This is a genomic window from Yoonia sp. (genome assembly GCF_017854415.1).
Lineage (GTDB): Bacteria > Pseudomonadota > Alphaproteobacteria > Rhodobacterales > Rhodobacteraceae > Yoonia.
The window spans coordinates 1-21,470 of record NZ_JAFMHR010000040.1; the positions used below are offsets into that span (position 1 = coordinate 1).

At 56.3% G+C, this 21,470-nt stretch carries 20 protein-coding genes and 1 pseudogene; 9 read left to right on the forward strand and 12 right to left on the reverse strand.

Going from position 1 to position 21,470, the window contains the following annotated elements:
• Both QZ197_RS06505 and QZ197_RS06510 read left to right on the forward strand, forming a co-directional pair.
• A pseudogene (locus QZ197_RS06505) lies at positions 1–250 on the forward strand (acetyl-CoA C-acyltransferase); the annotation flags it as partial.
• 12 nt (positions 251–262) lie between these two features.
• On the forward strand, positions 263–2,461 hold the full coding sequence (locus tag QZ197_RS06510) for a 3-hydroxyacyl-CoA dehydrogenase NAD-binding domain-containing protein (protein WP_296431067.1): 2,199 nt from the start codon (positions 263–265) through the stop codon (positions 2,459–2,461).
• Positions 2,462–2,592: 131 nt separating this feature from the next.
• Here QZ197_RS06510 and QZ197_RS06515 read toward each other — a convergent pair whose 3' ends face one another.
• On the reverse strand, positions 2,593–3,483 hold the full coding sequence (locus QZ197_RS06515) for a DMT family transporter (protein ID WP_296431068.1): 891 nt from the start codon (positions 3,481–3,483) through the stop codon (positions 2,593–2,595).
• A 94-nt stretch (positions 3,484–3,577) separates the two neighbouring features.
• On the opposite strand from QZ197_RS06515, the gene QZ197_RS06520 reads away from it, so the two are divergent.
• Positions 3,578–5,203: an AMP-binding protein gene (locus QZ197_RS06520; RefSeq protein WP_296431069.1), complete on the forward strand. Its 1,626-nt coding sequence runs from the start codon at positions 3,578–3,580 to the stop codon at positions 5,201–5,203.
• A 158-nt stretch (positions 5,204–5,361) separates the two neighbouring features.
• Positions 5,362–6,378, forward strand: a complete 1,017-nt coding sequence (locus QZ197_RS06525) for a hypothetical protein (protein WP_296431070.1) — start codon at positions 5,362–5,364, stop codon at positions 6,376–6,378.
• Positions 6,379–6,381: 3 nt separating this feature from the next.
• Here QZ197_RS06525 and upp read toward each other — a convergent pair whose 3' ends face one another.
• From upp to QZ197_RS06555, 6 genes are read right to left on the reverse strand one after another with little or no spacing between them, the layout of a single operon-like run.
• On the reverse strand, positions 6,382–7,014 hold the full coding sequence (upp, locus tag QZ197_RS06530; RefSeq protein WP_296431071.1) for a uracil phosphoribosyltransferase: 633 nt from the start codon (positions 7,012–7,014) through the stop codon (positions 6,382–6,384).
• Positions 7,011–8,000, reverse strand: a complete 990-nt coding sequence (locus QZ197_RS06535) for an adenosine deaminase (RefSeq protein ID WP_296431072.1) — start codon at positions 7,998–8,000, stop codon at positions 7,011–7,013. Before QZ197_RS06535 ends, upp begins: the two co-directional genes overlap by 4 nt.
• Entirely contained in the window at positions 7,997–9,172 is a 1,176-nt protein-coding gene (locus tag QZ197_RS06540) for a phosphopentomutase (protein ID WP_296431073.1), read from the reverse strand. Before QZ197_RS06540 ends, QZ197_RS06535 begins: the two co-directional genes overlap by 4 nt.
• The gene (locus QZ197_RS06545; RefSeq protein ID WP_296431074.1) at positions 9,173–10,474 is read right to left on the reverse strand and encodes a thymidine phosphorylase; all 1,302 of its coding nucleotides are present in this window, start codon (positions 10,472–10,474) and stop codon (positions 9,173–9,175) included.
• 1 nt (position 10,475) lies between these two features.
• Positions 10,476–10,868, reverse strand: coding sequence for a cytidine deaminase (locus tag QZ197_RS06550; protein WP_296431075.1), 393 nt, complete (start codon positions 10,866–10,868; stop codon positions 10,476–10,478).
• A gap of 59 nt (positions 10,869–10,927) precedes the next feature.
• Positions 10,928–12,013 carry a cupin domain-containing protein gene (locus tag QZ197_RS06555; protein ID WP_296431076.1) on the reverse strand — a complete coding sequence of 362 codons (1,086 nt, stop codon included), beginning with the start codon at positions 12,011–12,013 and terminating at the stop codon, positions 10,928–10,930.
• 123 nt (positions 12,014–12,136) lie between these two features.
• Here QZ197_RS06555 and QZ197_RS06560 point away from each other — a divergent pair, with 123 nt between their 5' ends.
• Complete coding sequence (locus QZ197_RS06560; protein ID WP_296431077.1) at positions 12,137–14,416, forward strand: NADP-dependent malic enzyme; 2,280 nt, start codon at positions 12,137–12,139, stop codon at positions 14,414–14,416.
• Positions 14,417–14,517: 101 nt separating this feature from the next.
• Positions 14,518–16,410, forward strand: coding sequence for a propionate-CoA ligase PrpE (gene prpE / locus QZ197_RS06565; RefSeq protein WP_296431078.1), 1,893 nt, complete (start codon positions 14,518–14,520; stop codon positions 16,408–16,410).
• Positions 16,411–16,436: 26 nt separating this feature from the next.
• Here the strand turns inward: prpE and QZ197_RS06570 are convergent, their stop codons facing one another.
• The gene (locus tag QZ197_RS06570; protein ID WP_296431079.1) at positions 16,437–17,201 is read right to left on the reverse strand and encodes an NAD kinase; all 765 of its coding nucleotides are present in this window, start codon (positions 17,199–17,201) and stop codon (positions 16,437–16,439) included.
• Positions 17,202–17,388: 187 nt separating this feature from the next.
• On the opposite strand from QZ197_RS06570, the gene glyA reads away from it, so the two are divergent.
• The gene (gene glyA, locus QZ197_RS06575; protein WP_296431080.1) at positions 17,389–18,684 is read left to right on the forward strand and encodes a serine hydroxymethyltransferase; all 1,296 of its coding nucleotides are present in this window, start codon (positions 17,389–17,391) and stop codon (positions 18,682–18,684) included.
• Between the two features lie 108 nt (positions 18,685–18,792).
• Here the strand turns inward: glyA and QZ197_RS06580 are convergent, their stop codons facing one another.
• A complete protein-coding gene (locus QZ197_RS06580; protein WP_296431081.1) occupies positions 18,793–19,161 on the reverse strand; it encodes a hypothetical protein in 369 nt (122 codons plus the stop codon).
• Positions 19,162–19,238: 77 nt separating this feature from the next.
• On the opposite strand from QZ197_RS06580, the gene QZ197_RS06585 reads away from it, so the two are divergent.
• Positions 19,239–19,976 (forward strand): alpha/beta fold hydrolase, encoded by a 738-nt coding sequence (locus tag QZ197_RS06585; RefSeq protein ID WP_296431082.1) that lies wholly within the window; start codon positions 19,239–19,241, stop codon positions 19,974–19,976.
• Positions 19,977–20,049: 73 nt separating this feature from the next.
• Positions 20,050–20,163 carry an entericidin, EcnA/B family gene (locus QZ197_RS06590; protein WP_296431083.1) on the forward strand — a complete coding sequence of 38 codons (114 nt, stop codon included), beginning with the start codon at positions 20,050–20,052 and terminating at the stop codon, positions 20,161–20,163.
• A 6-nt stretch (positions 20,164–20,169) separates the two neighbouring features.
• Here the strand turns inward: QZ197_RS06590 and QZ197_RS06595 are convergent, their stop codons facing one another.
• The 3 genes from QZ197_RS06595 to QZ197_RS06605 all read right to left on the reverse strand — a co-directional run.
• On the reverse strand, positions 20,170–20,358 hold the full coding sequence (locus tag QZ197_RS06595) for a CTP synthetase (RefSeq protein ID WP_296431084.1): 189 nt from the start codon (positions 20,356–20,358) through the stop codon (positions 20,170–20,172).
• A 104-nt stretch (positions 20,359–20,462) separates the two neighbouring features.
• Positions 20,463–20,969, reverse strand: coding sequence for an alkylphosphonate utilization protein (locus tag QZ197_RS06600; protein WP_296431085.1), 507 nt, complete (start codon positions 20,967–20,969; stop codon positions 20,463–20,465).
• A 162-nt stretch (positions 20,970–21,131) separates the two neighbouring features.
• Positions 21,132–21,470, reverse strand: a 339-nt coding sequence (locus QZ197_RS06605) for a hypothetical protein (RefSeq protein WP_296431086.1), incomplete at its 5' end; no start/stop codon positions are given.

Sequence of the window (21,470 nt, forward strand, 5' to 3'; positions counted from 1 at the left end):
CGACCTGTTTGAGGTCAACGAAGCCTTTGCATCCGTCGTGTTGCGCTTCATGCAGGCGTTCGACGTCGACCACGACAAAGTCAACGTGAATGGCGGTTCCATCGCCATGGGCCACCCTTTGGGCGCCACTGGTGCGATCATCATCGGCACCCTGCTGGACGAGCTTGAGCGCACAGGCAAAAGCACCGGCCTTGCCACCCTTTGCATCGCATCCGGCATGGGTGCGGCCACTATCATCGAACGCGTGTAAGGAGTGTCTGATATGACTGATTTTACAATGACAACAGACGCTGATGGCGTCGCTACGATCCTTTGGGACACCATCGGCAAATCCATGAACGTCATGACGCTTCAGGGCTGGGACGATCTTGATGCACTTGTCGATCAAGTGCTGGCAGACGACACGATCAAGGGCGCTATCATCACATCCGGCAAACCGGGCAGCTTTGCTGGGGGCATGGACCTGAAGGTCATCGCGAAGATGAAGGAAATGGCAGGCGACAATCCAGCCAAGGGCCTGTTCGATGGCATCATGAACGCCCACCGCATCATGCGCAAAATTGAACGCGCAGGCATGGACCCGAAAACCAACAAAGGCGGCAAGCCGATTGCAGCAGCCCTGCCCGGCACGGCGCTTGGCATTGGTCTGGAAATCCCGCTTTGCTGCCATCGCATCTTTGCGGCTGATAACCCAAAGGCCAAAATTGGCCTGCCTGAAATCCTGATCGGAATTTTCCCCGGTGCTGGCGGCACAACACGTCTGTCGCGCAAACTGGGTGCGATGGGCGCATCACCTTTGCTGCTTGAAGGCAAAATGAACGATCCCAAGAAAGCTATGGCTGCTGGTGTCGTTGACGAAGTTGTGCCTGCTGACGAGCTGCTTTCAGCTGCGAAAGCGTGGGTTTTGTCCGAGCCGAACATCGTGAAACCATGGGACGAAAAGGCTTACAAAATGCCCGGCGGCGCACCGTACCACCCTGCTGGGTTCATGACCTTTGTAGGCGCCTCTGCGATGGTCAACGGCAAGACCCAAGGTGTTTATCCGGCAGCCAAAGCGCTGCTGTCTTCTGTCTATGAGGGTGCGATGGTTCCCTTTGACACAGCACTCAAGATCGAAGCCCGCTGGTTCACCAACGTCCTGATGAATCCGTCATCCTCTGCAATGATCCGTAGCTTGTTTGTGAACAAAGAAGCCTTGGAAAAGGGCGCAAACCGCCCCGAGGCTCCTGACCAGAATGTCAAAAAGGTCGGCGTCATCGGCGCAGGCATGATGGGCGCGGGCATCTCGCTGGTCTCGGCTTTGGCTGGCATCGAAGTTGTCCTGATCGACAGCACACAAGAAGCTGCTGACAAGGGCAAGTCCTACACCACGGCCCACCTTGATAGAGGCATGTCGCGCAAGAAGGTCACGCAAGAAAAGAAAGACGCTGTTCTTAGCCTGATCAATGCAACGACAGATTATGAAGCGCTCAAAGGGTGCGACCTGATCGTGGAAGCCGTGTTCGAGGATGTGGGTGTCAAAGCCGACGTCACCGCCAAGGTCCAAGCCGTGACTGGCGCTGATTGCATCTTTGCAACAAACACTTCGACCCTGCCAATCACCGAGCTTGCCAAAGCTTCGAACGACGCGGAAAAGTTCATCGGCATTCACTTCTTTTCGCCCGTGGACAAAATGCTGCTGGTCGAGATCATCAAAGGTAAGCAAACTGGCGATGTGGCTGTTGCCAAGGCGCTAGACTTTGTGCGCCAGATCAAGAAAACGCCAATCGTGGTCAACGACGAACGGTTTTTCTACGCCAACCGCTGCATCATTCCTTACATCAACGAAGGTATTCGGATGGTGAAGGAAGGTGTAGAGCCCGCCTTGATCGAGCACGCAGCGAAACTGCTGGGCATGCCCCTGGGACCGTTGCAACTGGTCGATGAGACGTCCGTCGATCTAGGCGTCAAGATCGCCAAAGCAACACGTGCTGCAATGGGCGACGCCTATCCTGACGGCGAAGTGGACGAAGTTCTATTCTGGATGTTCGACGAAAAACGTTTGGGTCGCAAATCCAACGCAGGCTTTTACAGCTACGACGACAAAGGCAAGCGCGGCGGTCTCTGGGAAGGTCTCGCAGCGCAGTATCCAGCAGCTTACGACCAGCCCGACTTGATCACCGTTCAGCACCGTCTGATGTTCGCTCAAACGCTCGAAGCAGTCCGCGCTTTGGAAGAAAACGTGCTGGAAGACATTCGCGAAGGCGATGTCGGTGCGATCCTTGGCTGGGGCTTTGCGCCTTGGTCAGGCGGCCCGTTCAGCTGGCTCGACATGATCGGCGCGCCTTACGCAGCAGAGCGTTGCGATGAGCTAACGGCGCAGTTTGGCGAACGTTTCAAAACGCCTGAACTGCTGCGCGAAATGGCTGCCAAAAACCAAGAATTCTACAAGCGTTTCGGGCCTACGGCAGCGGCTGCGTAAACAATTCTGGCGCATCCCGATGAGGGGTGCGCCAACAGATACCTTGTGGATTTTCATTAAAAGACAGCATCTTAGATCGTCTTTCCGATCCACGCGATAAAGTGCATTAACTTAGCATGGAAGCTAAGTATTTATGGCCGCTTCAACGCGATCACAGCCCCCGACACGACGATCAATACCATGCCAAACAACCCCAACGGCGCAACGGTTTGCCCCCATAGATACCAACCCCAAGCGCTGGCAAAGATCAAAAGCGAATATTCAAAGACAGCGACGTGACTGGCCTCGCCAATTTGGTAGGCACGAAAGATGCACATGATACCAATCAATGCACCAGCCGCCTGCACAAGCATCCAAAATAACAATCGTGCGTCCAGCGGCATCCAACCGCGTGTGGCAAACCCATCGGCGCCACTGCCAACGGATGGCAAAACCAAACATCCTACAGCCCCCATCGCAGCCAACACCACAAAGAACCCAGCACTCAGCGCAAGTGTCGCCTCGCCTTCACACCACGCTCGGGTCGCGACAGCCCCGATCGCGTAGAGCAACCCCGCCACGATCGGCAAGAATGCAACTAGGTTCAGATTATTTGGATCAGGACCGATCACCATCAACGCTCCAGCAAAGCCCAACAGGATTGCACAAATATGGACCGGGCCAATGCTCTTGCTCTGGAATATGGCCGCGATCAGGGCCACAAACAGAGGTGCAGTGAACAACCCCGCCACAACCACGCCAATCGGCAAAATCGCGAGGCATCCAAAATAAATCAACATCGAGGTCGCCTGAATGGCACTGCGCGCCAACACGGCCAGCGGTCTTTTTGGACGAACAACACCAAAACCAAACGCTGCAATCATGCCCATCACCGCAAGCACCATCACCCCGCGGACCAAGTGGAATTGCCATAGCGAACTATCTGCGGACACATAGGCCACGAAGTTATCGCTTAGACCCAGCGTCGCCATTCCAGCAAGTATCAGCAATGCAGCCTGGCGTGGGTCGGTTGTCTGAGACATCAAATGATCCTATTGCCGCAGTTTATGACTTCCAAAGGCACCAACTTGTCGCAATACTCAACCCTCAATGTGACGCAACACGCGGGAGGGCTGCATGGGCTGGATGCGAGACGAAACCGGATTGGGCAAACGGGCGGCAAACTATGTGCCGCTTACTCCGTTGTCACACCTGCAACGCGCGGCGCTTGTCTTCGCCAAACGCGAGGCGATCGTCTATGGCAAGACGCGTCTGACGTATGCAAAATACTACAGGCGGGTTTCACGGCTGGCCTCGGCGCTGGCAAAAATCGGTGTCCAACCTGGAGATGTTGTGGCCACGATATTACCTAATGTTCCCGCACAGGCAGAGGCCGCATTCGGTGTGCCGGCCTGCGGTGCCGTCCTGAACACAATCAACACCCGTCTTGACGTAGACACAGTCGCCTACATCTTCACGCATGGCGAAGCCAAAGTGGCCTTGGTGGATAGTCAGTTCATGCCTATGGCGATGGCTGCAGTCGAACAGATGGACGGCACGCCCCCCGTCATCATTGAAGTCCCCGACGATCAGGTCGGGGTACATGCGATTACGGACCAACAAAAATACGAAGATTTCCTCGCTCTCGGCGATCCCGAATTTGCCTGGGTACTGCCTCAAGACGAATGGGAAAGCCTCGCACTCAACTATACTTCCGGTACGACGGGGCGCCCCAAAGGCGTGGTGTATCACCACCGCGGGGCCTACCTTATGACGATGGGCACACCGATCAGCTGGGAGTTACCGCTGTTCTTGCGGTATCTACAAATCGTACCACTGTTCCACTGTAACGGCTGGAACCATACATGGATGATGCCTGCCTTGGGCGGCACGGTCGTGTGCTGTCGCGATGTATCCGCCAAAGCGATTTATGACGCTATCGGACTAGAAGGCGTAACCCACTTCGGCGGCGCTCCCATCGTCTTGAATCTAATCGTAAACGCCAAAGACGAAGATAAGCGCGCATTTGACCACACCGTCGAAGTGTTCACTGCAGGCGCACCGCCTGCGCCCGCAACGCTCGCGGCAATTGGTAAAATGGGCTTTAATGTCAAACAGGTTTATGGGCTGACAGAAACCTACGGGCATGTCACCGAATGCATCTGGGACAGCGACTGGGACACGCTACCAAGCGACGAACAGGCCGCCATCAAGGCCCGCCAAGGTGTGGCATTTCCGATGATGGAAGATGTCACAGTCGTGAACAAGCAGATGGGTCAAGTCGACCGCGACGGGGCCACTCAAGGCGAGATCGTGATGCGCGGGAACGCGGTGATGAAAGGCTACCTCAAAAACGCAGATGCCACAGAAAAAGCCTTTGAAGGCGGCTACTTCCATTCCGAGGACCTTGCGATCCAACATCCCGACGGATCTATCCAGATTTCTGATCGTGCCAAGGACATCATCATCTCGGGCGGCGAAAACATTAGCTCTGTCGAAGTCGAAGGCGCGCTGATGCATCACACAGCGGTCAACCTGTGCGCGGTCGTCGCCAAACCTGATGACAAATGGGGTGAAGTCCCCTGTGCATTTGTTGAGCTGAAAGACGGTGCACAAGCGACCGAAGCTGAAATCATCGCCTTTACGCGCGAACGGCTGGCAGGCTTCAAATGCCCCAAGCGGGTGGTGTTCCAAGAACTCCCCAAAACCTCCACCGGAAAAATCCAAAAATTTGAACTGCGCAAACAAGCCAAAACACTCTAACGGTTGCGGGTGCATGTCCCCGCAACCAACTACTTTCCCCCAAGAAACTTCCCCCAAAGGGTCCGGCGACCACAACAAAAGACCACCCACCGGCGATCTTTCCCAGATGACAATCCAAACCCTTCCAGCTACCTTGTGAAAAAAGGCAGTTGGGGCAAATGACAGCACTCGATCGATATGTGCGATTGGAAAGTGACGCGCTCTGGCGCGCCAGCCCCGATGCGCAACGACGCGATGTGACGATTGCTTTCGGGGATGCGACACTGGTCATTACAGACAGCGCCGAGCGTCCGCTGGCACATTGGTCGCTCCCAGCGCTGATCCGGCAGAACACCACCGACACACCCGCAATCTATGCCCCGGACGAAGCAGCAAGCGAGCTGCTAGAAATCAGCGACCCGATGATGATCGAGGCGATCGAAGAGGTCAGCAAAGCGCTTGCTAAATCGCGACCACAACCGGGCAAGTTGCGGCATCGGCTGACAGCTGGGCTTATCACGATCACGATATTACTCGGGGTATTTTGGCTTCCCAATGCTTTGACGCGGCAAACACTGGCCGTCGTCCCGTTGCCCAAACGCATCGAAATCGGGACCGCCATGCTGGGCCATATGCAGATCAAGACGGGCCAAGCTTGCCTGTCCAGACACGGCAGTTCTGCTGCCAGGCGCCTTGCCCAGCGCCTTTTCGGTCCAGAAACCACAGCGCAGATCATCATTGTGCCAAGCTTGAACCAAGCGGCGCTCGCCCTGCCCGGTGGCTTGATTGTCGTAGATGCAGGTATTTTGCGGTTCTCTGACGATCCAGCAACCGCTGCGGGTTTCATCCTCGCCAGCCGCGCGGCTATCGTGCATGCAGACCCTCTTGAAAATCTACTCACCCAAGAAGGGCTTGGTACCACGTTCCGGTTGCTGACCACTGGCAGCATCCCCGATGATATTCTTAATCAAAACGCACAGAATCTTATCACCGCCCAAGCGCCGATACCTAACGCAGATACCTTGCGCGACATGTTGGCTGCCGCGCAAATCCCCCAAGGGCCCTACCGCGCCGCAACTGACAGGCGCAGCGGAAACACGCCAGACCTTGGCACTGACCCTATGGCGGGTCAGCAAGTTCCGCTGATCTTGAACGACAGCGACTGGGTGACCTTGCGCAATATCTGCAATAGCTGAACACTACTTGGTGCCAAACATCCGGTCGCCAGCATCCCCCAATCCGGGAACAATATAGCCTTGCGCGTTCAGGTGGCTATCAATAGCAGCGGTCACAATCGGCACGTCAGGATGCGCCTCTTTCATCCGCGCAATGCCTTCGGGTGCTGCCAAAAGACACAAGAACCGGATGTTCGTAGCCCCCGCTTTCTTTAGCAAATCAATTGCCGCAACTGATGAATTTCCCGTCGCCAGCATCGGATCAACAGCAATCACCAAACGGTCCTGCAATTCGGTCGGCACCTTGAAATAATACTGGACCGGCAGCAGCGTTTCTTCATCGCGGTACAAACCAACAAAGCCCACACGGGCCGACGGGATCAGTTCCAAAACTCCGTCCAGCAATCCGTTGCCCGCCCGCAAGATCGATACGAGTGCCAGTTTTTTGCCGTCAATGACAGGCGCGTCCATCGGCTCCATCGGTGTTTCAATCCGGCGGGTTGTCATTGGCAACCCGCGTGTGACCTCGTAAGCCAGCAACTGGCTGATTTCGCGCAATAACTGGCGAAACACTGCGGTCGAGGTATCCTTTTGCCGCATCAGTGTCAGCTTATGTTGCACCAGTGGGTGCGTGACGTGGGTGACGTGATCATTCATTGTGCAGGCTCCAACCTTTTGGCCACGCGGGCGCGGGTGTCTTCATCGCAAAAGGCGGCAGCCAATGCTGTTTCGTTAATCGCGCGGAAATCATCCTCGGACCACCCGAAGGTGCGGTGCAACATCTCGTATTCTGCGGTCATCGTGGTGTGAAAGAACGGTGGATCGTCGGTGGAAACGGTCACTTTCACGCCCGCATCGCGCAGTTTAACGATCGGGTGCGCATCCCAGCCACCCACGGCTTTCAACACGACGTTTGATCCAGGGCAAACTTCTAGCACGATGCCTCTTTCGATAATTTCATCAAGCAGCGCATGATCATCAATCGCTCCGATCCCGTGCCCAACCCGCGCAACACCCAGATCGCGGATCGTCTCAGCGACCATCGCAGGCCCACCCCATTCACCGGCATGGCAGGTCAACGGCAGCCCTGCTTCACGCGCCATGTCGAAACTATAGCTAAAGTCAGCAGGACGCCCGGCCATTTCACCGCCCGCCATGCCGTAGCCAGTAATGAAATCGCCAAAGGTTTCAGCCGCGCATTTCGCTGCAGGCTTACAGGCCTCGGGTCCAAAGTGGCGAATGCCCGTGACAATGCCCTTAAGGGTAATGCCGAACTTTGCTTCTGCCTCGTCTGCGGCTTCAACCATCGCAGCAAGATACTCTTTCCAAGCCGCCAAGTCGCCGCCACCGCAAAAGTCAGGCGATACAAAGGTTTCCATATAAACCACACCATGTGCCGCAGTTTCTTCGAGTACTGCCATCGTCAGGCGGCGAAAATCCTCGGGGCTTTGCAGTGTTGTACAAGCGGCCTCATATACCTGCAAAAAGTGATCAAAATCACGAAAAGCATATCCACCGTTTCGGTCGAAAATCTTGCTGATATCAAGTTTCTTTTCCGCAGCTAGCCCGCGTATAAAGCTGGGCGGTGCGCAGCCTTCCAGATGGGTGTGCAGCTCAATTTTGGGAATGGATTGAAAACTCATAGAAAGCTCTTTCCTTGGCCTGCGTATGGCACATCAAGATGTTCTGCGATACTGGCCGCAACATCCGTAAAACTCAAATGACCCAGCGCCTTTGACCCGATACCGTGCACCAGAACCGGTACCCGCTCGCGGGTGTGGTCGGTGCCGGACCACGTAGGGTCATTGCCATGATCCGCGCTGACGATCAACAGATCACCGCTGCGCATTTTCGGCAATAGCGCCGCCAGTTCATGATCGAACCACGCCAGATGCCCGGCATAGCCCGCAGGATCACGCCGATGTCCATATTCGCTGTCAAATTCCACCAGATTGGCAAAGACGAACGACCTATCTTCCGCCTCCTCGACCAGATCATTGATATGCCGCATCAAGTCGACATCGCGCCCTTTGCGCAGATCATCGATACCGCGCATCGAGAAGATATCGCCTATTTTTCCAACGGCGTACACCTTCCGGCCTGCATCATGGACGTAGTCACAGATCGTCGGCGCAGGTGTGGCAATCGCAAAGTCCTTGCGGTGCGCCGTGCGTTTGAAATGACCGACATCGCCAGTAAATGGTCGGGCGATGACGCGGCCCACTTTCATGTCGTGCAAAATAGGCGCGATGTCTTTGCAAAGCTTCAGTAAACGCTCAAGTCCGAACGCCTCTTCATGCGCCGCAATCTGCAACACACTGTCCGCAGAGGTATAACAAATCGGCCAGCCCGTCTTAAGGTGCGCCGCGCCCTCTTGTTCTATCACAACAGTACCAGAGGCGTGGCGGTTGCCCAAAATCCCTTCCGTTCCCGCAGCCGCACAAATCTGCGCGGTCAATTCCGGCGGAAAAGCAGGATCAGTATCCGGAAACGTGTGCCAGTCCCACGGCACAGGAACACCGGCCAATTCCCAATGTCCCGACGGTGTGTCCTTGCCGCGCGATACTTCGGTCGCAGCGCCCCAAGCGCCGGTTGGCACGGCATCCAAACCAGCCGCAGCCGTCCCAGAGGCCAATTTGACCGCAGCCCCAAGGCCCAGCGCGTCCATTGCCGGCACCTCTAGATCGACAGCGGCAGCAATATGACCCAGCGTATTTGCACCCGTGTCTGGCAAAGTCCCGTTAAAAAACTGGTCCGCATCCGGTGCGCCGCCAATTCCCACACTGTCAATCACGATCAAGAAAGCACGCGCCATTCAAGTGATCCCTTCGATAATAAGTGGCCCTCGCGGGCGGTCCTCGCCGATTGTGATCGCAGATTGCACGGCCTTCGCTGCCTCTACTGCGCTATCCTCATCAGCGGCATGCAGGACGCACAGCGGATCGCCACGGTTCACATAAGTGCCCAAACCGATCATCTCTGCCAGCCCTACGGATGGATCAATCCGGTCGGTCTCAACACGACGTCCGCCACCAAGACCGACAACCACCAAACCCAGTGCCTCACCATCAATCGCCGCGACATAACCCGCCTTTGGGGCCGTCACGTCGCCCACAACGGGGGCTTTGGGTAGGTGTGTGTGCCAATCGTGCGCCATATCGGGTGGACCGCCAAGGGCTGCGATCATATGAGCGAAACGCTCCATCGCGGCACCAGAGGACAGCGCATCTTTCACGCGCGCACCCGCTTCTGGTCCATGCTCGCCCTGCATCATCAAAAGCTGTGCACAAAGGGCGACAGTCAACTCATAAAGACGTGGGGCCACCGCCGTATTGCCGGCCAAAACCTCCATACAAACCGCCACCTCAAGCGCATTACCAAGTGCTGGTGCCAGCGGTTCGTTCATATCGGTAATCAACGCCATTGTAGGACAGCCCGCCCCATTGGCTGTGCTGACCAACGCCTGTGCCAAGGATTTCGCATCGTCGTGCGTTTTCATAAACGCGCCCGACCCGCATTTTACATCCAGAATCAAACCACCCAAACCAGCGGCCAACTTTTTAGACAGGATCGACGCGGTGATCAGATCAATGCTTTCCACCGTCGCGGTCACATCACGGATTGCATAAAGACGGCGGTCGGCAGGTGCGATTTGCCCTGTAGCACTGACAATCGCACAGCCCACCTCGCGGGTCAGCAGGCGCAGTCGCTGCTCTGATACGTTGATGTCGATACCCGGGATCGCCTCAAGCTTGTCCAGCGTGCCGCCGGTATGCCCCAATCCGCGTCCCGAAATCATCGGAACATATATCCCGCAGGCGGCCAGAACGGGCGCAAGTATCAACGACACACAGTCGCCGACGCCTCCTGTCGAATGCTTGTCCAAAACCGGCCCGGGCAAGTCCCACTTAAGCACATCACCGCTATCACGCATGCCTTGTGTCAGCGCAACGCGACCTTCATCGCTGAGGCCGTTCAGAACCACTGCCATCGCAAAGGCACCGGCTTGCGCGTCACTAACATCACCAGTGGCCAGACCTTGGGCAAACCAACCCAATTGCTCGGCGCTTGGCGAGTGCTTATCCCTAATAGCGGCTATGATCGCGCGGGCATCCACTTTAAACGCGGCTCATGTATTCAGCGTCAAAACTGCCCGGCAATAGGGCAGCAACCGTCGTTTCATGCACCACCCCATCTAGCGTCGCCAACACGACTTTGACATCACCCGTTGCGAACTCGGCAATTTTCTGGCGGCATCCGCCACAAGGGCTCACTGGTTTAGGGCTATCGGCAATGACCGCAATTTCAGCAATGGCTGTATCACCCCCTGCAATCATCGCAGCAATTGCGCCCGCTTCGGCGCAGGTGCCTTCGGGGTAGGCTACGTTTTCGACATTGCAGCCGTGATAAACCAAACCAGAGCTGGCACGCAGGGCCGCGCCCACCTTGAACTTCGAATAAGGGGCATGGGCGTTTTCACGCACAAGACGGGCACTCTCGATCAGGGTCATCGTAACCTCCTAGACTTGTTCTTATATAAAGTGTGACGTGTCGGTGCAGGATGCAAGTCCTAGCAAGCGGTTACAAACACACCCGGCAAAGCGACTTCTAGCAATTCCAGATCATCTGACGGGTCCGCATACCGGGTCTTCATCCCCGGCGGCGTGACAAATGCATCGCCCGCCTCAAGCGCGTAAGGGGCTTTGCCTTCACCCTCCAGCGTCATCGTGCCCTCCATCACAAAGGTGAAATGGATATCGGCATCGTGACTGGCCCAAACAGGGCTACCCTGCCCCTTGCGGATTACATTTACGCCCGCAACGCCTTTGGTATTGGTGGCAATCGTGGTGTCACGTGACACGAAACCGGGCAAACGCGCAGCGCCCCAACTGGCCTTGGACACCTCGTTGAACACAAACTTTTGTCCCTGCCATTCACGGTCAGGACGCAAGTGCGGCGTGGGCAGTTTCATCACATGATCAATCTGCGTGACGTGTTCGGCAGGCACACCAATCTCAATGACCTCGATCCCGTCTGACGCCTCAAGCACGCGGTGCCGAATTTCAGGGGGCTGGATAAAACAGTCGCCAGCCGTCAACCGAATAGGCGGACCTTGGTCCTCGTAGACTACATCAACCCAACCACGATAACAAAAGATCAGCTGAAACCCGACTTTGTGAAAATGCACCATGTCTGGCACAGGCCCACCATCGGGAATACGGATATGACTGGCAATGATCGACCCACCCAAACGGCTGGGGATCAAATCGCGGTACTGCATGCCCGCGCGGCCAATGACCCAAGGGGCCTGATCTGCAAGACGGCGCACAACAAAGGCGTGTTCTGTTGTTGGCAATTCCAGCGGAGGGTTCAGCGGATGCAGCTCAACCGGTGTTCCACCGGGCGATGTCAGCGATTTTTGTCCATCGGCAAAACCTGCATCATCAGTGAGGATGCGTAAGGTGGGGTTCACCCCACCCCCTTGCTCCAATCGTACCCGCAGCCCATGCCCTGAATAAACCGCCACGCTGGGATCATCGGCGGGATAAATCATATCCAAACACATGCCCAAGGTGCCACCAAAAAAACCAAGGTCGGCGCGCAAATCGGTCGTCGCCAAACAAACCTCAGCGCGTATTTCATGCTTATCTGTCATACCCGACACACTGTCTTTGCGTGGAATTATTTGCAAGAGCCGCCAAACCATGATTAATCAGACGGAACAGTTTCCGCGACGGAAAGATAATGGTTTAATATTAAACCATATTGGAGGGACCACATGAGCAACGATGCAAAAGACAGCCTAAGACAGGCCGCACTCGATTATCACAAGTACCCTAAGCCCGGAAAACTTGAAATTCGCGCAACCAAGCCGATGGCCAACGGGCGCGATCTTGCCCGCGCTTATTCCCCCGGCGTCGCCGAAGCCTGTCTTGAGATCAAAGCAAACCCGGACACCGCCCGCGATTACACATCGCGCGGCAATCTGGTCGCAGTCGTGACCAACGGCACCGCGGTTCTGGGACTTGGTAACATCGGCGCACTTGCCTCCAAGCCCGTGATGGAGGGCAAAGCGGTCCTGTTCAAGAAATTCGCCAACATCGACTGTTTCGATATTGAGCTGAACGAACCTGACCCAGAAAAACTGGCTGATATCGTCTGCGCACTGGAACCGACATTTGGCGCGATTAACCTTGAAGACATCAAGGCGCCTGACTGTTTCATCGTCGAGAAAATATGCCGCGAGCGGATGAATATCCCCGTGTTCCACGACGACCAGCACGGCACGGCGATCGTTGTAGGTGCGGCCGTTTATAACGCTTTGCATGTAGCGGGCAAGAAATTCGAAGATATCAAAATCGTCAGCACAGGCGGCGGGGCGGCAGGTATTGCGTGCCTCAACATGCTACTGAAACTGGGTGTAAAACGCGAAAACGTCTATCTATGCGACATCGAAGGCCTTGTTTACAAAGGCCGCGAAAAAGACATGACGCCGCAAAAGGCGGATTATGCCCAAGGCACAACGGCCGCCACATTGGGCGACGTCATTGATGGCGCTGACCTCTTCCTTGGTCTATCGGGCCCCGGCGTGCTTAAGCCTGAAATGGTCAAGAAAATGGCCAACCGCCCGATCATCTTTGCGCTAGCCAACCCCAACCCGGAAATCGACCCGGACGTTGCGCGCGCCGCCAACCCTGATGCGATCATTGCGACAGGTCGCAGCGATTTCCCCAATCAGGTCAACAACGTGTTGTGCTTTCCGTTCATTTTTCGCGGCGCCCTCGACGTTGGTGCCACCGAGATTAACGACGAAATGAAAATCGCCTGCGTCGAAGGGATCGCCGCCCTTGCGCGTGCAACGACAAGCGCCGAGGCAGCCGCCGCCTATCAGGGCGAGAAGCTGACCTTTGGTGCTGATTATCTCATCCCAAAGCCGTTCGATCCGCGCTTGATGGGTGTCGTGGCCAGCGCAGTCGCCGGTGCCGCAATGAAAACTGGCGTCGCGCAACGCCCCGTCGCAGACATGGTTGCGTACAAAGCCAATCTGGACGGCTCCGTCTTCAAATCCGCGATGATCATGCGCCCAGTCTTCGAAGCGGCACGCACGGCCACGCGTACAATCGTCTTCGCCGAGGGCGAGGACGAACGCGTGCTGCGCGCCTCTCAGGCGATCATGGAAGAAACCACTGACACCCCTATCCTGATAGGCCGTCCCGAAGTTATTGCGCGGCGCTGCGAACGTGCCGGCCTCAAGATCCGGCCAGGCATCGATTTCAAAATCGTGAACCCGCAAAACGATCCGCGCTACCGTGATTATTGGGGCACTTACCACGATCTAATGGCCCGCTCTGGCGTCACGCCCGATTTGGCCAAGGCGATCATGCGCACGAACACCACCGCTATTGCCGCGGTTATGGTCCATCGCGGCGAGGCTGACAGCATGATCTGCGGCACATTCGGTCAATTCCTATGGCACCTCAACTACGTCAAACAGATCCTTGGGACGGGTGGCTTTCACCCTGTCGCAGCCCTGTCTTTGATGATCCTTGAAGATGGTCCGCTGTTCATCGCTGACACCCAAGTGCATCCTGAACCAACGCCGCAGCAAGTCGCGGAAACTGTCATCGGCGCAGCCCGCCATGTCCGTCGCTTCGGGGTCGATCCCAAAATTGCGCTGTGTTCGCACAGCCAGTTCGGCAATCTTGATACCGATAGCGGACGCCGGATGCGCGCTGCGATGGAGATACTAGACAGTGCGCCGCGCGACTTTGCCTACGAGGGCGAAATGCACGTCGACGCCGCCTTGGACGTGGAACTGCGCAACCGCGTGTTTCCCGCAGCTCACTTGCCAGGCGCCGCCAATACGTTGGTATTCTCGAACACCGACGCGGCATCTGGGGTGCGCAACATCCTGAAAATGAAGGGTGGCGGGCTTGAGGTAGGGCCAATTTTGATGGGCATGGGCAACCGTTGTCACATCGTGACACCATCGATCACTGCACGCGGCCTGCTGAATATGTCAGCAGTCGCAGGTACACCGGTGGCGCATTACGGCTAGTCAAAAAATTGACTCCAACGGCGCGATCCAGCGCGGTTCTACTTGCCGAGACCAAATCCCGTGATAACAATCCTCCCAACATGTTTTGAGAGGAGCACGCGATGACCTACGCTGCAGTTTATGATGCTTGGAAAAACGATCCAGAGGGCTTTTGGATGGATCAGGCAAAAGCAATCGACTGGGTCACCCCTCCGACCAAAGCGCTAGATGACAGCAAGGCGCCCCTTTACCGCTGGTTCACGGATGCCGAAGTGAACACCTGCTATAACGCCGTTGACCGCCATGTTGAAAACGGACGCGGCGAACAAACTGCGATCATTTACGACAGCCCTGTTACGGACACCAAAAGCAAGATCAGTTACGCCGAATTACAAACCCGCGTCGCATCGCTGGCAGGAGCTTTGCGCGCCAAAGGCGTGGAAAAAGGCGACCGCGTCATTATTTACATGCCGATGATCCCCGAAGCCCTTGAGGCGATGTTGGCCTGTGCCCGCCTTGGTGCGATCCACTCGGTCGTGTTCGGCGGGTTTGCAGCGAACGAGCTTGCCGTGCGCATTGACGACGCGACACCCAAAGCGATCATCGCAGCCTCTTGCGGGATCGAACCGGGGCGCGTGGTGCATTACAAACCCTTGCTGAACGGCGCGATTGAAATGGCCAAGCACAAGCCCGATTTCACCGTCATCCTTCAGCGTGAACAGGAAATCGCCGAACTGATCCCGGACCGCGATTTCGACTGGCACGACTTCCAAGACGGCGTCACCCCTTCCGAGTGCGTACCCGTGCGCGGCGATCACCCTGCCTATATTCTCTACACTTCCGGCACTACAGGCGCACCCAAAGGCGTCGTGCGACCGACAGCGGGCCACTTGGTTGCGCTGAACTGGACCATGAAAGCGATCTACAACGTTGATCCAGGCGAAGTATTCTGGGCCGCATCAGACGTCGGTTGGGTCGTTGGACATTCCTACATCTGCTACGCGCCACTGATCCACGGCAACACAACTGTCGTCTTCGAAGGCAAACCGATCGGCACCCCCGACGCAGGCACTTTCTGGCGCGTGATCGAAGAATACGACGTCAAATCCTTCTTCACCGCCCCCACCGCGTTCCGTGCCATCAAACGCGAGGACCCGAAGGGCGAGATGATCAAAGGCTACGACATCTCTGGTCTGCGCGCGCTTTATCTAGCGGGCGAACGGGCTGATCCCGACACCATCGAATGGGCACAGCGTATCATGAACGTGCCCGTCTATGACCATTGGTGGCAGACCGAAACCGGCTACACCATCGCAGGCAACCCCGCAGGGATCGAAGCGCTACCCGTAAAGATCGGATCACCCACCGTGGCCATGCCCGGCTATGATGTGCAAATCCTAGATGAGGCTGGCCACCAGATGAAGCCCGGCGAACTGGGAGCGATTGCGGTTAAACTGCCCCTGCCCCCCGGTACGTTACCGACGCTTTGGAACGCAGAGGATCGATTTATCAAATCCTATCTGCATACATTCCCCGGCTACTATGAGACCGGCGACGCAGGCATGATCGACGAAGACGGCTATCTTTACATCATGGCGCGCACCGACGACGTCATTAACGTAGCGGGCCACCGCCTATCGACCGGTGCAATGGAAGAAGTCCTTGCTGGTCACCCAGACGTCGGCGAATGCGCGGTAATCGGCGTTACAGACGAGCTCAAAGGCCAACTGCCTATGGGATTCGTCTGCCTTAACAAAGGCTGTGACCGCCCGCACGAAGACATCGCCAAAGAGGTCGTAAAATCCGTACGCGACACCATCGGACCTGTTGCTGCATTCAAAATGGTGGCTGTCGTGGACCGTTTGCCCAAGACACGCTCTGGCAAAATCCTGCGGGCGACAATGGTCAAAATCGCAGATGGAGAGGCGTTCAAGATGCCCGCGACAATCGACGATCCCGCGATCTTGGATGAAATCAAAGCGGCGTTGATCCCGATGGGGTACGCAAAGTCCTAATGCGTTAGTGCGACAAAGAAGCCGCGCTAAGCAAACTGTTCCCGAATAAGCCGCTCTTCCAGCCCATGCCCCGGATCAAACAAAATCCGGTGGCGCACGGCCGGTTCTGACCGTATCTCAACACTGACAACATTACGCACCGACGACCCGTCCGCGTCGGCCATCACGGGACGTTTTTGCGGATCAATCACGTCAAACCGGACGACAGCACTCTTCTGCAACAATGCGCCGCGCCAACGACGCGGTCGAAACGCTGACATCGCAGTAAGTGCCAAAACATCTGACCCGATCGGCAAAATCGGCCCATGCGCTGAGTAATTATAAGCCGTAGAGCCAGCAGGCGTCGCTAGCAGCGCGCCGTCGCAGACCAATTCGTTCATCCGCAACTTGCCATCCACCGTGATGCGCAGCTTGGCGGCCTGCGGCCCTGCACGCAGCAAACTCACCTCGTTGATCGCCAGCGCCTCATGCATGGCGCCATCAACGGTCAAAGCTGTCATGGCAAGCGGGTTGATCTCTTCTTCCTCGGCTTCATCCAGCCGCTGTCTTAGATCAACTTCATGGTATTCATTCATCAAGAAACCGACCGTGCCGCGATTCATGCCATAGACTGGCACGTCCAACCCTTGGGTCGCATGCAATGTCTCAAGCATGAAACCATCGCCACCAAGGGCGACAATCACATCCGCCTCTGCCTGCGGAACATCGCCATGTGCCTGCGACAACGTGCGCAAAGCTGCCTGTGCAATCGGCACAGGACTGGCAGCAAAGGCTATCTTGGGACGCGGCATGGCACTATTATCCTTAAGTTCCCACAAGTTGTGCTGTGATCGGTCCTGAAACGCAAGTCGCGGATCGGAAACATATCGTGGCGCGCGCATAATGATCATGGTCGTTTTGATACTTTAGCAGACAGCAATCGTGCGGTAAGAGGGCGTCAGAATAATTTATGCCACTTGACCCAAGGGGAATGCACTTATGAATGTCACAGTCCGCGATGATGGCTTTTTCACAGAAAAGCTTGAAACCCGCGATCCAGCGATCCACGCCGCTATGCAAGCCGAACTCAAGCGCCAGCGCAAAGAGATCGAGCTGATCGCATCAGAAAACATCGTCTCTGCCGCCGTAATGGAAGCCCAAGGCGGTGTGATGACCAACAAATACGCCGAAGGTTATCCGGGCCGCAGGTATTATGGCGGCTGCGAACACGTCGACGTTGCTGAAAACCTCGCTATTGAGCGGGCATGCCAACTATTTGATTGCAGCTTTGCAAACGTGCAGCCGAACTCTGGCTCGCAAGCGAACCAAGGCGTGTTCCAAGCGCTTCTCCAGCCAGGCGATACGATCCTTGGCATGTCGTTGGACGCAGGCGGCCACTTGACCCACGGGGCCAAGCCAAACCAGTCCGGCAAATGGTTCAACGCTGTCCAGTACGGCGTGCGCCAACAAGACAATATGCTGGACTACGACGAGGTCCAGCGTCTTGCGACAGAACACCAACCCAAGATGATCATCGCAGGCGGCTCCGCTATTCCGCGCATCATCGATTTCGCCAAAATGCGCGAGATCGCCGACAGCGTTGGGGCATTCTTGCTGGTCGACATGGCCCATTTTGCAGGTTTGGTGGCTACGGGCCTGTATCCTTCACCCTTCCCGCACGCGCATGTGGCAACAACTACGACCCACAAAACCCTGCGCGGCCCGCGCGGCGGCATGATCGTCACCAACGACGAAATGATCGCGAAAAAATGCAACTCTGCCATCTTCCCTGGCATCCAGGGTGGCCCGTTGATGCATGTGATTGCAGGCAAGGCCGTCGCCTTTGGTGAGGCATTGCGCCCAGAATTCAAAGCCTACCAAGCGCAAGTGATCAAGAACGCGCAAGCGTTGGCCGATCAGTTGATGAAAGGCGGGCTGGATATCGTCACAGGCGGCACTGATACGCACCTGATGCTGGTCGATCTGCGCCCCAAAGGCGTCAAAGGCAACGCCACCGAAAAAGCATTGGGACGCGCCCATATCACCTGCAACAAAAACGGCATCCCGTTTGATCCTGAAAAGCCGATGGTCACATCCGGCATTCGCCTTGGATCACCCGCAGGCACAACACGTGGCTTTGGCGAGGCAGAGTTCCGCCAGATCGCGGACTGGATCGTTGAAGTAACCGAAGGTCTGGCAGCAAACGGTGAAGACGGAAACGGCGCTGTTGAAGACAAGGTCAAATCTGAAGTCGAAGCCATGTGCGATCGCTTCCCGATCTACCCCACGCTCTAAACAAAATTCCGGCCCGCAGTCCAATGCGGGTCGGCCCCCTCATCATCTTGCTCTGAAAACTCCCGCCGGAGGCATCACAGTTGATGATGCAAGCACCACATTCAGCGGTCAAACAAACCCGCGCTGCACCAAAACAAACAACAACAAAAGACCTGTCACCAGCAGAACCAGTGCAATCGACGCGGCAATCTGCAACGCGATCCCGCGGCGCTCTGCTGCCACGTCAACCGTCTCAAGGAACGCCAGAATATTGCGATGGGCCAACTGCGCACGGCGCATATCAATCATCCGTGCAAGCTTGGGATTATCGACCAAGCCAATCGTTTGCACCAGATAAACCGCATCACGGCGCACGGCCCGCGGCAAGCGCCGTCCCGCCTTGCGAACTTGCACAGCCAGCGACCAACCACGCACGCGCAGCTTGTCTGCCAGCGCCGCGCGAACCTCGTCTACCATCTGATGCATCGTTAACGTCATGCGCGGCGCCTAGTCGGTCTAGGCAAATTGCTCAATCCCTCTGGTCCTTCGCGCGACACAAGGATAGCAAGAGATGCATGTTGAACACGATTACATATGATGGACCGACAGGCACACCACTTTTGATTGCCCATGGGCTCTTTGGGTCGGCACGCAATTGGGGGGTCATCGCCAAACGACTGTCCGAGACGCGCACAGTCGTGACCGTCGACATGCGCAACCACGGCAGCAGCGCTTGGCGCGACAGCCACAGCTACGGCGATATGGCGGATGATTTGGCGCAGATAGTGACCGGACCCACGGATATCCTCGGCCATTCAATGGGCGGCAAGGCAGCCATGGTCTTGGCGTTGCAAAACCCGTCACTGGTCAACCGGATGATCGTGGCAGACATTGCGCCCGTTAGCTACAGCCACGCGCAAAGCGGACCCATCGCCGCGATGCGCAAGGTTGATCTGGCTCGCGTCACATCGCGCAGCGACGCCAAAGAGCAACTGGGCACCCTAGAACCCGGCGTCGCCGATTTCCTGCTGCAAAGCCTTGATATGAAAGAAAAGCGGTGGCGGCTCAACCTTGATGTGCTGGCCGCTGAGATGGATAAAATCATCGGATTCCCCCAGATCGCTGGGACCTTCACAGGACCCACGCTGTTCCTGTCCGGCGGCACGTCAGACTATGTGCAACCCGACGCGCGACCGATGATCAAAAACCTGTTTCCAGCCGCCAAATTCGCGAAAATTCCGGGGGCCGGACATTGGCTGCACGCTGAAAAGCCCCGCGAATTCGAAGCCGCCGTCAGCGCATTTCTAGCATGACAATCAACAGCCTTGCCGACCACGCACCAGCGGGCTAGATTCGCCCAAACACAATTCACCCAAAGAGGTTCCCATGATCCGTATCGCCCTTATTCTAGCCGTCCTCGGCCTGTCTGCCTGCGAAGCAACCAAAGGTCTGGGGCGCGATATCACTGCGGCTGGCGAGGCTGTGGATAGCGCGCTTTAAGCGCAATCAAATCTTATTGTGGGTGATCGCTTGCGCCACCAGATAGCTGACCGGAATGGCCGCGACGGCACCCACACCTGCGGCAATCAGGATAGGCACTAATGTGTCATAGCCAAGGGTCAGGACTGCAATAATCAACGCCCCGGCAAAGCTGGTGCCGATGATTGAATAAAGCATGGAAGCAAGGCGAAACATGGGATGTCCTCCGGTGTTGAATATGCGGAAAAGATAACAGCAACACCGCACGATGCGCCTTGATGCAAATCAAAAACGCAACATTTTTGGACGCGTCATTAGCGCTACTTGCGTTTGACAAATTCCGTCAGAATCACAATCCGCTGGCCTTCAACACGGCCCTCGATATGGGCGGGGTTGTCGGGAACCAGCGCAATGCCCCGCACCGCCGTGCCACGCTTGGCCGTAAAGCCCGCCCCTTTGACAGGTAAATCCTTGATCAAAACAACCGTGTCGCCCGCATGTAGGGGCGCACCGTGGGCATCTTTGTGCGCGGTTGCCGCAGCCACGTTGTCGGCCCACGCACGGGTGTCATCATCCAGATAAAGCTGATCCAACAGGTCTGCGGCCCAAGGGGTCTGCAACTTGGCAAGCGTGCGGACAGCAAGCACTTGAACGGCGGCATCCTCTGACCACATCGCAGTCGCCAGCGCACGAAAATGATCCTCCTGCGGGGCATCAAGCGTGTCAGTGCAAGTGGGGCAAAGATCGACCGAGGCATCCTCTGGTCCACCCGAAACAGGGAACGGAGAAAGCGGGACGTCAGCGGTGGCGCAAAGGGGGCATGTCATAGGGGAGAGGTGTAGGCGGGTTTGGTGGGGGATGGAAGGTCCAGCGCTCTATTCAAAGAAACCCGACCCAATACGAAACACCGCGCCCGAACCGAGGGGCAGGAAGCAAAGCGCCCGCCCCGTGGGGGCGGTTCGGGCGCTGCCAAATTGGAAATTTGGCAATTACACTGGTTGAGTTTTTTCCAAGTAGCGGTCGAACTCATAAAAAAGCTCAAAGCACTTCCCAGAAAATAACTCCACAGAGGCAGGAAGCTGGCCATCTTTTGTAAACGTTTGTCGCAATTCATGGTAAAGCGCGCGCTTTGTATCTTCCGAACGACCTTTGGCAGTTGCGAGAACTCTGCTAGCAACCACAGTCTCAGGCTTCAAAATCTGCATATTAATGTCAATGAAGGAAAACCCAAGAAAGATAGTAACTTCTGACATTTCCAGAGGTTTCTTTATGCTAGCAAGCAAATCCTTATCTGACACGCCTTCCGTAAATGTTCGAATCCTTTGGGC

Excerpts from the sequence above, each read along its gene's own strand:
- QZ197_RS06510 (WP_296431067.1), top strand. The coding sequence starts at position 263 with ATGACTGATTTTACAATGACAACAGACGCTGATGGCGTCGCTACGATC.
- QZ197_RS06515 (WP_296431068.1), bottom strand. The coding sequence starts at position 3,483 with ATGTCTCAGACAACCGACCCACGCCAGGCTGCATTGCTGATACTTGCT.
- QZ197_RS06520 (WP_296431069.1), top strand. The coding sequence starts at position 3,578 with ATGGGCTGGATGCGAGACGAAACCGGATTGGGCAAACGGGCGGCAAAC.
- QZ197_RS06525 (WP_296431070.1), top strand. The coding sequence starts at position 5,362 with ATGACAGCACTCGATCGATATGTGCGATTGGAAAGTGACGCGCTCTGG.
- upp (WP_296431071.1), bottom strand. The coding sequence starts at position 7,014 with ATGAATGATCACGTCACCCACGTCACGCACCCACTGGTGCAACATAAG.
- QZ197_RS06535 (WP_296431072.1), bottom strand. The coding sequence starts at position 8,000 with ATGAGTTTTCAATCCATTCCCAAAATTGAGCTGCACACCCATCTGGAA.
- QZ197_RS06540 (WP_296431073.1), bottom strand. The coding sequence starts at position 9,172 with ATGGCGCGTGCTTTCTTGATCGTGATTGACAGTGTGGGAATTGGCGGC.
- QZ197_RS06550 (WP_296431075.1), bottom strand. The coding sequence starts at position 10,868 with ATGACCCTGATCGAGAGTGCCCGTCTTGTGCGTGAAAACGCCCATGCC.
- QZ197_RS06555 (WP_296431076.1), bottom strand. The coding sequence starts at position 12,013 with ATGACAGATAAGCATGAAATACGCGCTGAGGTTTGTTTGGCGACGACC.
- QZ197_RS06560 (WP_296431077.1), top strand. The coding sequence starts at position 12,137 with ATGAGCAACGATGCAAAAGACAGCCTAAGACAGGCCGCACTCGATTAT.
- prpE (WP_296431078.1), top strand. The coding sequence starts at position 14,518 with ATGACCTACGCTGCAGTTTATGATGCTTGGAAAAACGATCCAGAGGGC.
- QZ197_RS06570 (WP_296431079.1), bottom strand. The coding sequence starts at position 17,201 with ATGCCGCGTCCCAAGATAGCCTTTGCTGCCAGTCCTGTGCCGATTGCA.
- glyA (WP_296431080.1), top strand. The coding sequence starts at position 17,389 with ATGAATGTCACAGTCCGCGATGATGGCTTTTTCACAGAAAAGCTTGAA.
- QZ197_RS06580 (WP_296431081.1), bottom strand. The coding sequence starts at position 19,161 with ATGACGTTAACGATGCATCAGATGGTAGACGAGGTTCGCGCGGCGCTG.
- QZ197_RS06585 (WP_296431082.1), top strand. The coding sequence starts at position 19,239 with ATGTTGAACACGATTACATATGATGGACCGACAGGCACACCACTTTTG.
- QZ197_RS06590 (WP_296431083.1), top strand. The coding sequence starts at position 20,050 with ATGATCCGTATCGCCCTTATTCTAGCCGTCCTCGGCCTGTCTGCCTGC.
- QZ197_RS06595 (WP_296431084.1), bottom strand. The coding sequence starts at position 20,358 with ATGTTTCGCCTTGCTTCCATGCTTTATTCAATCATCGGCACCAGCTTT.
- QZ197_RS06600 (WP_296431085.1), bottom strand. The coding sequence starts at position 20,969 with ATGACATGCCCCCTTTGCGCCACCGCTGACGTCCCGCTTTCTCCGTTC.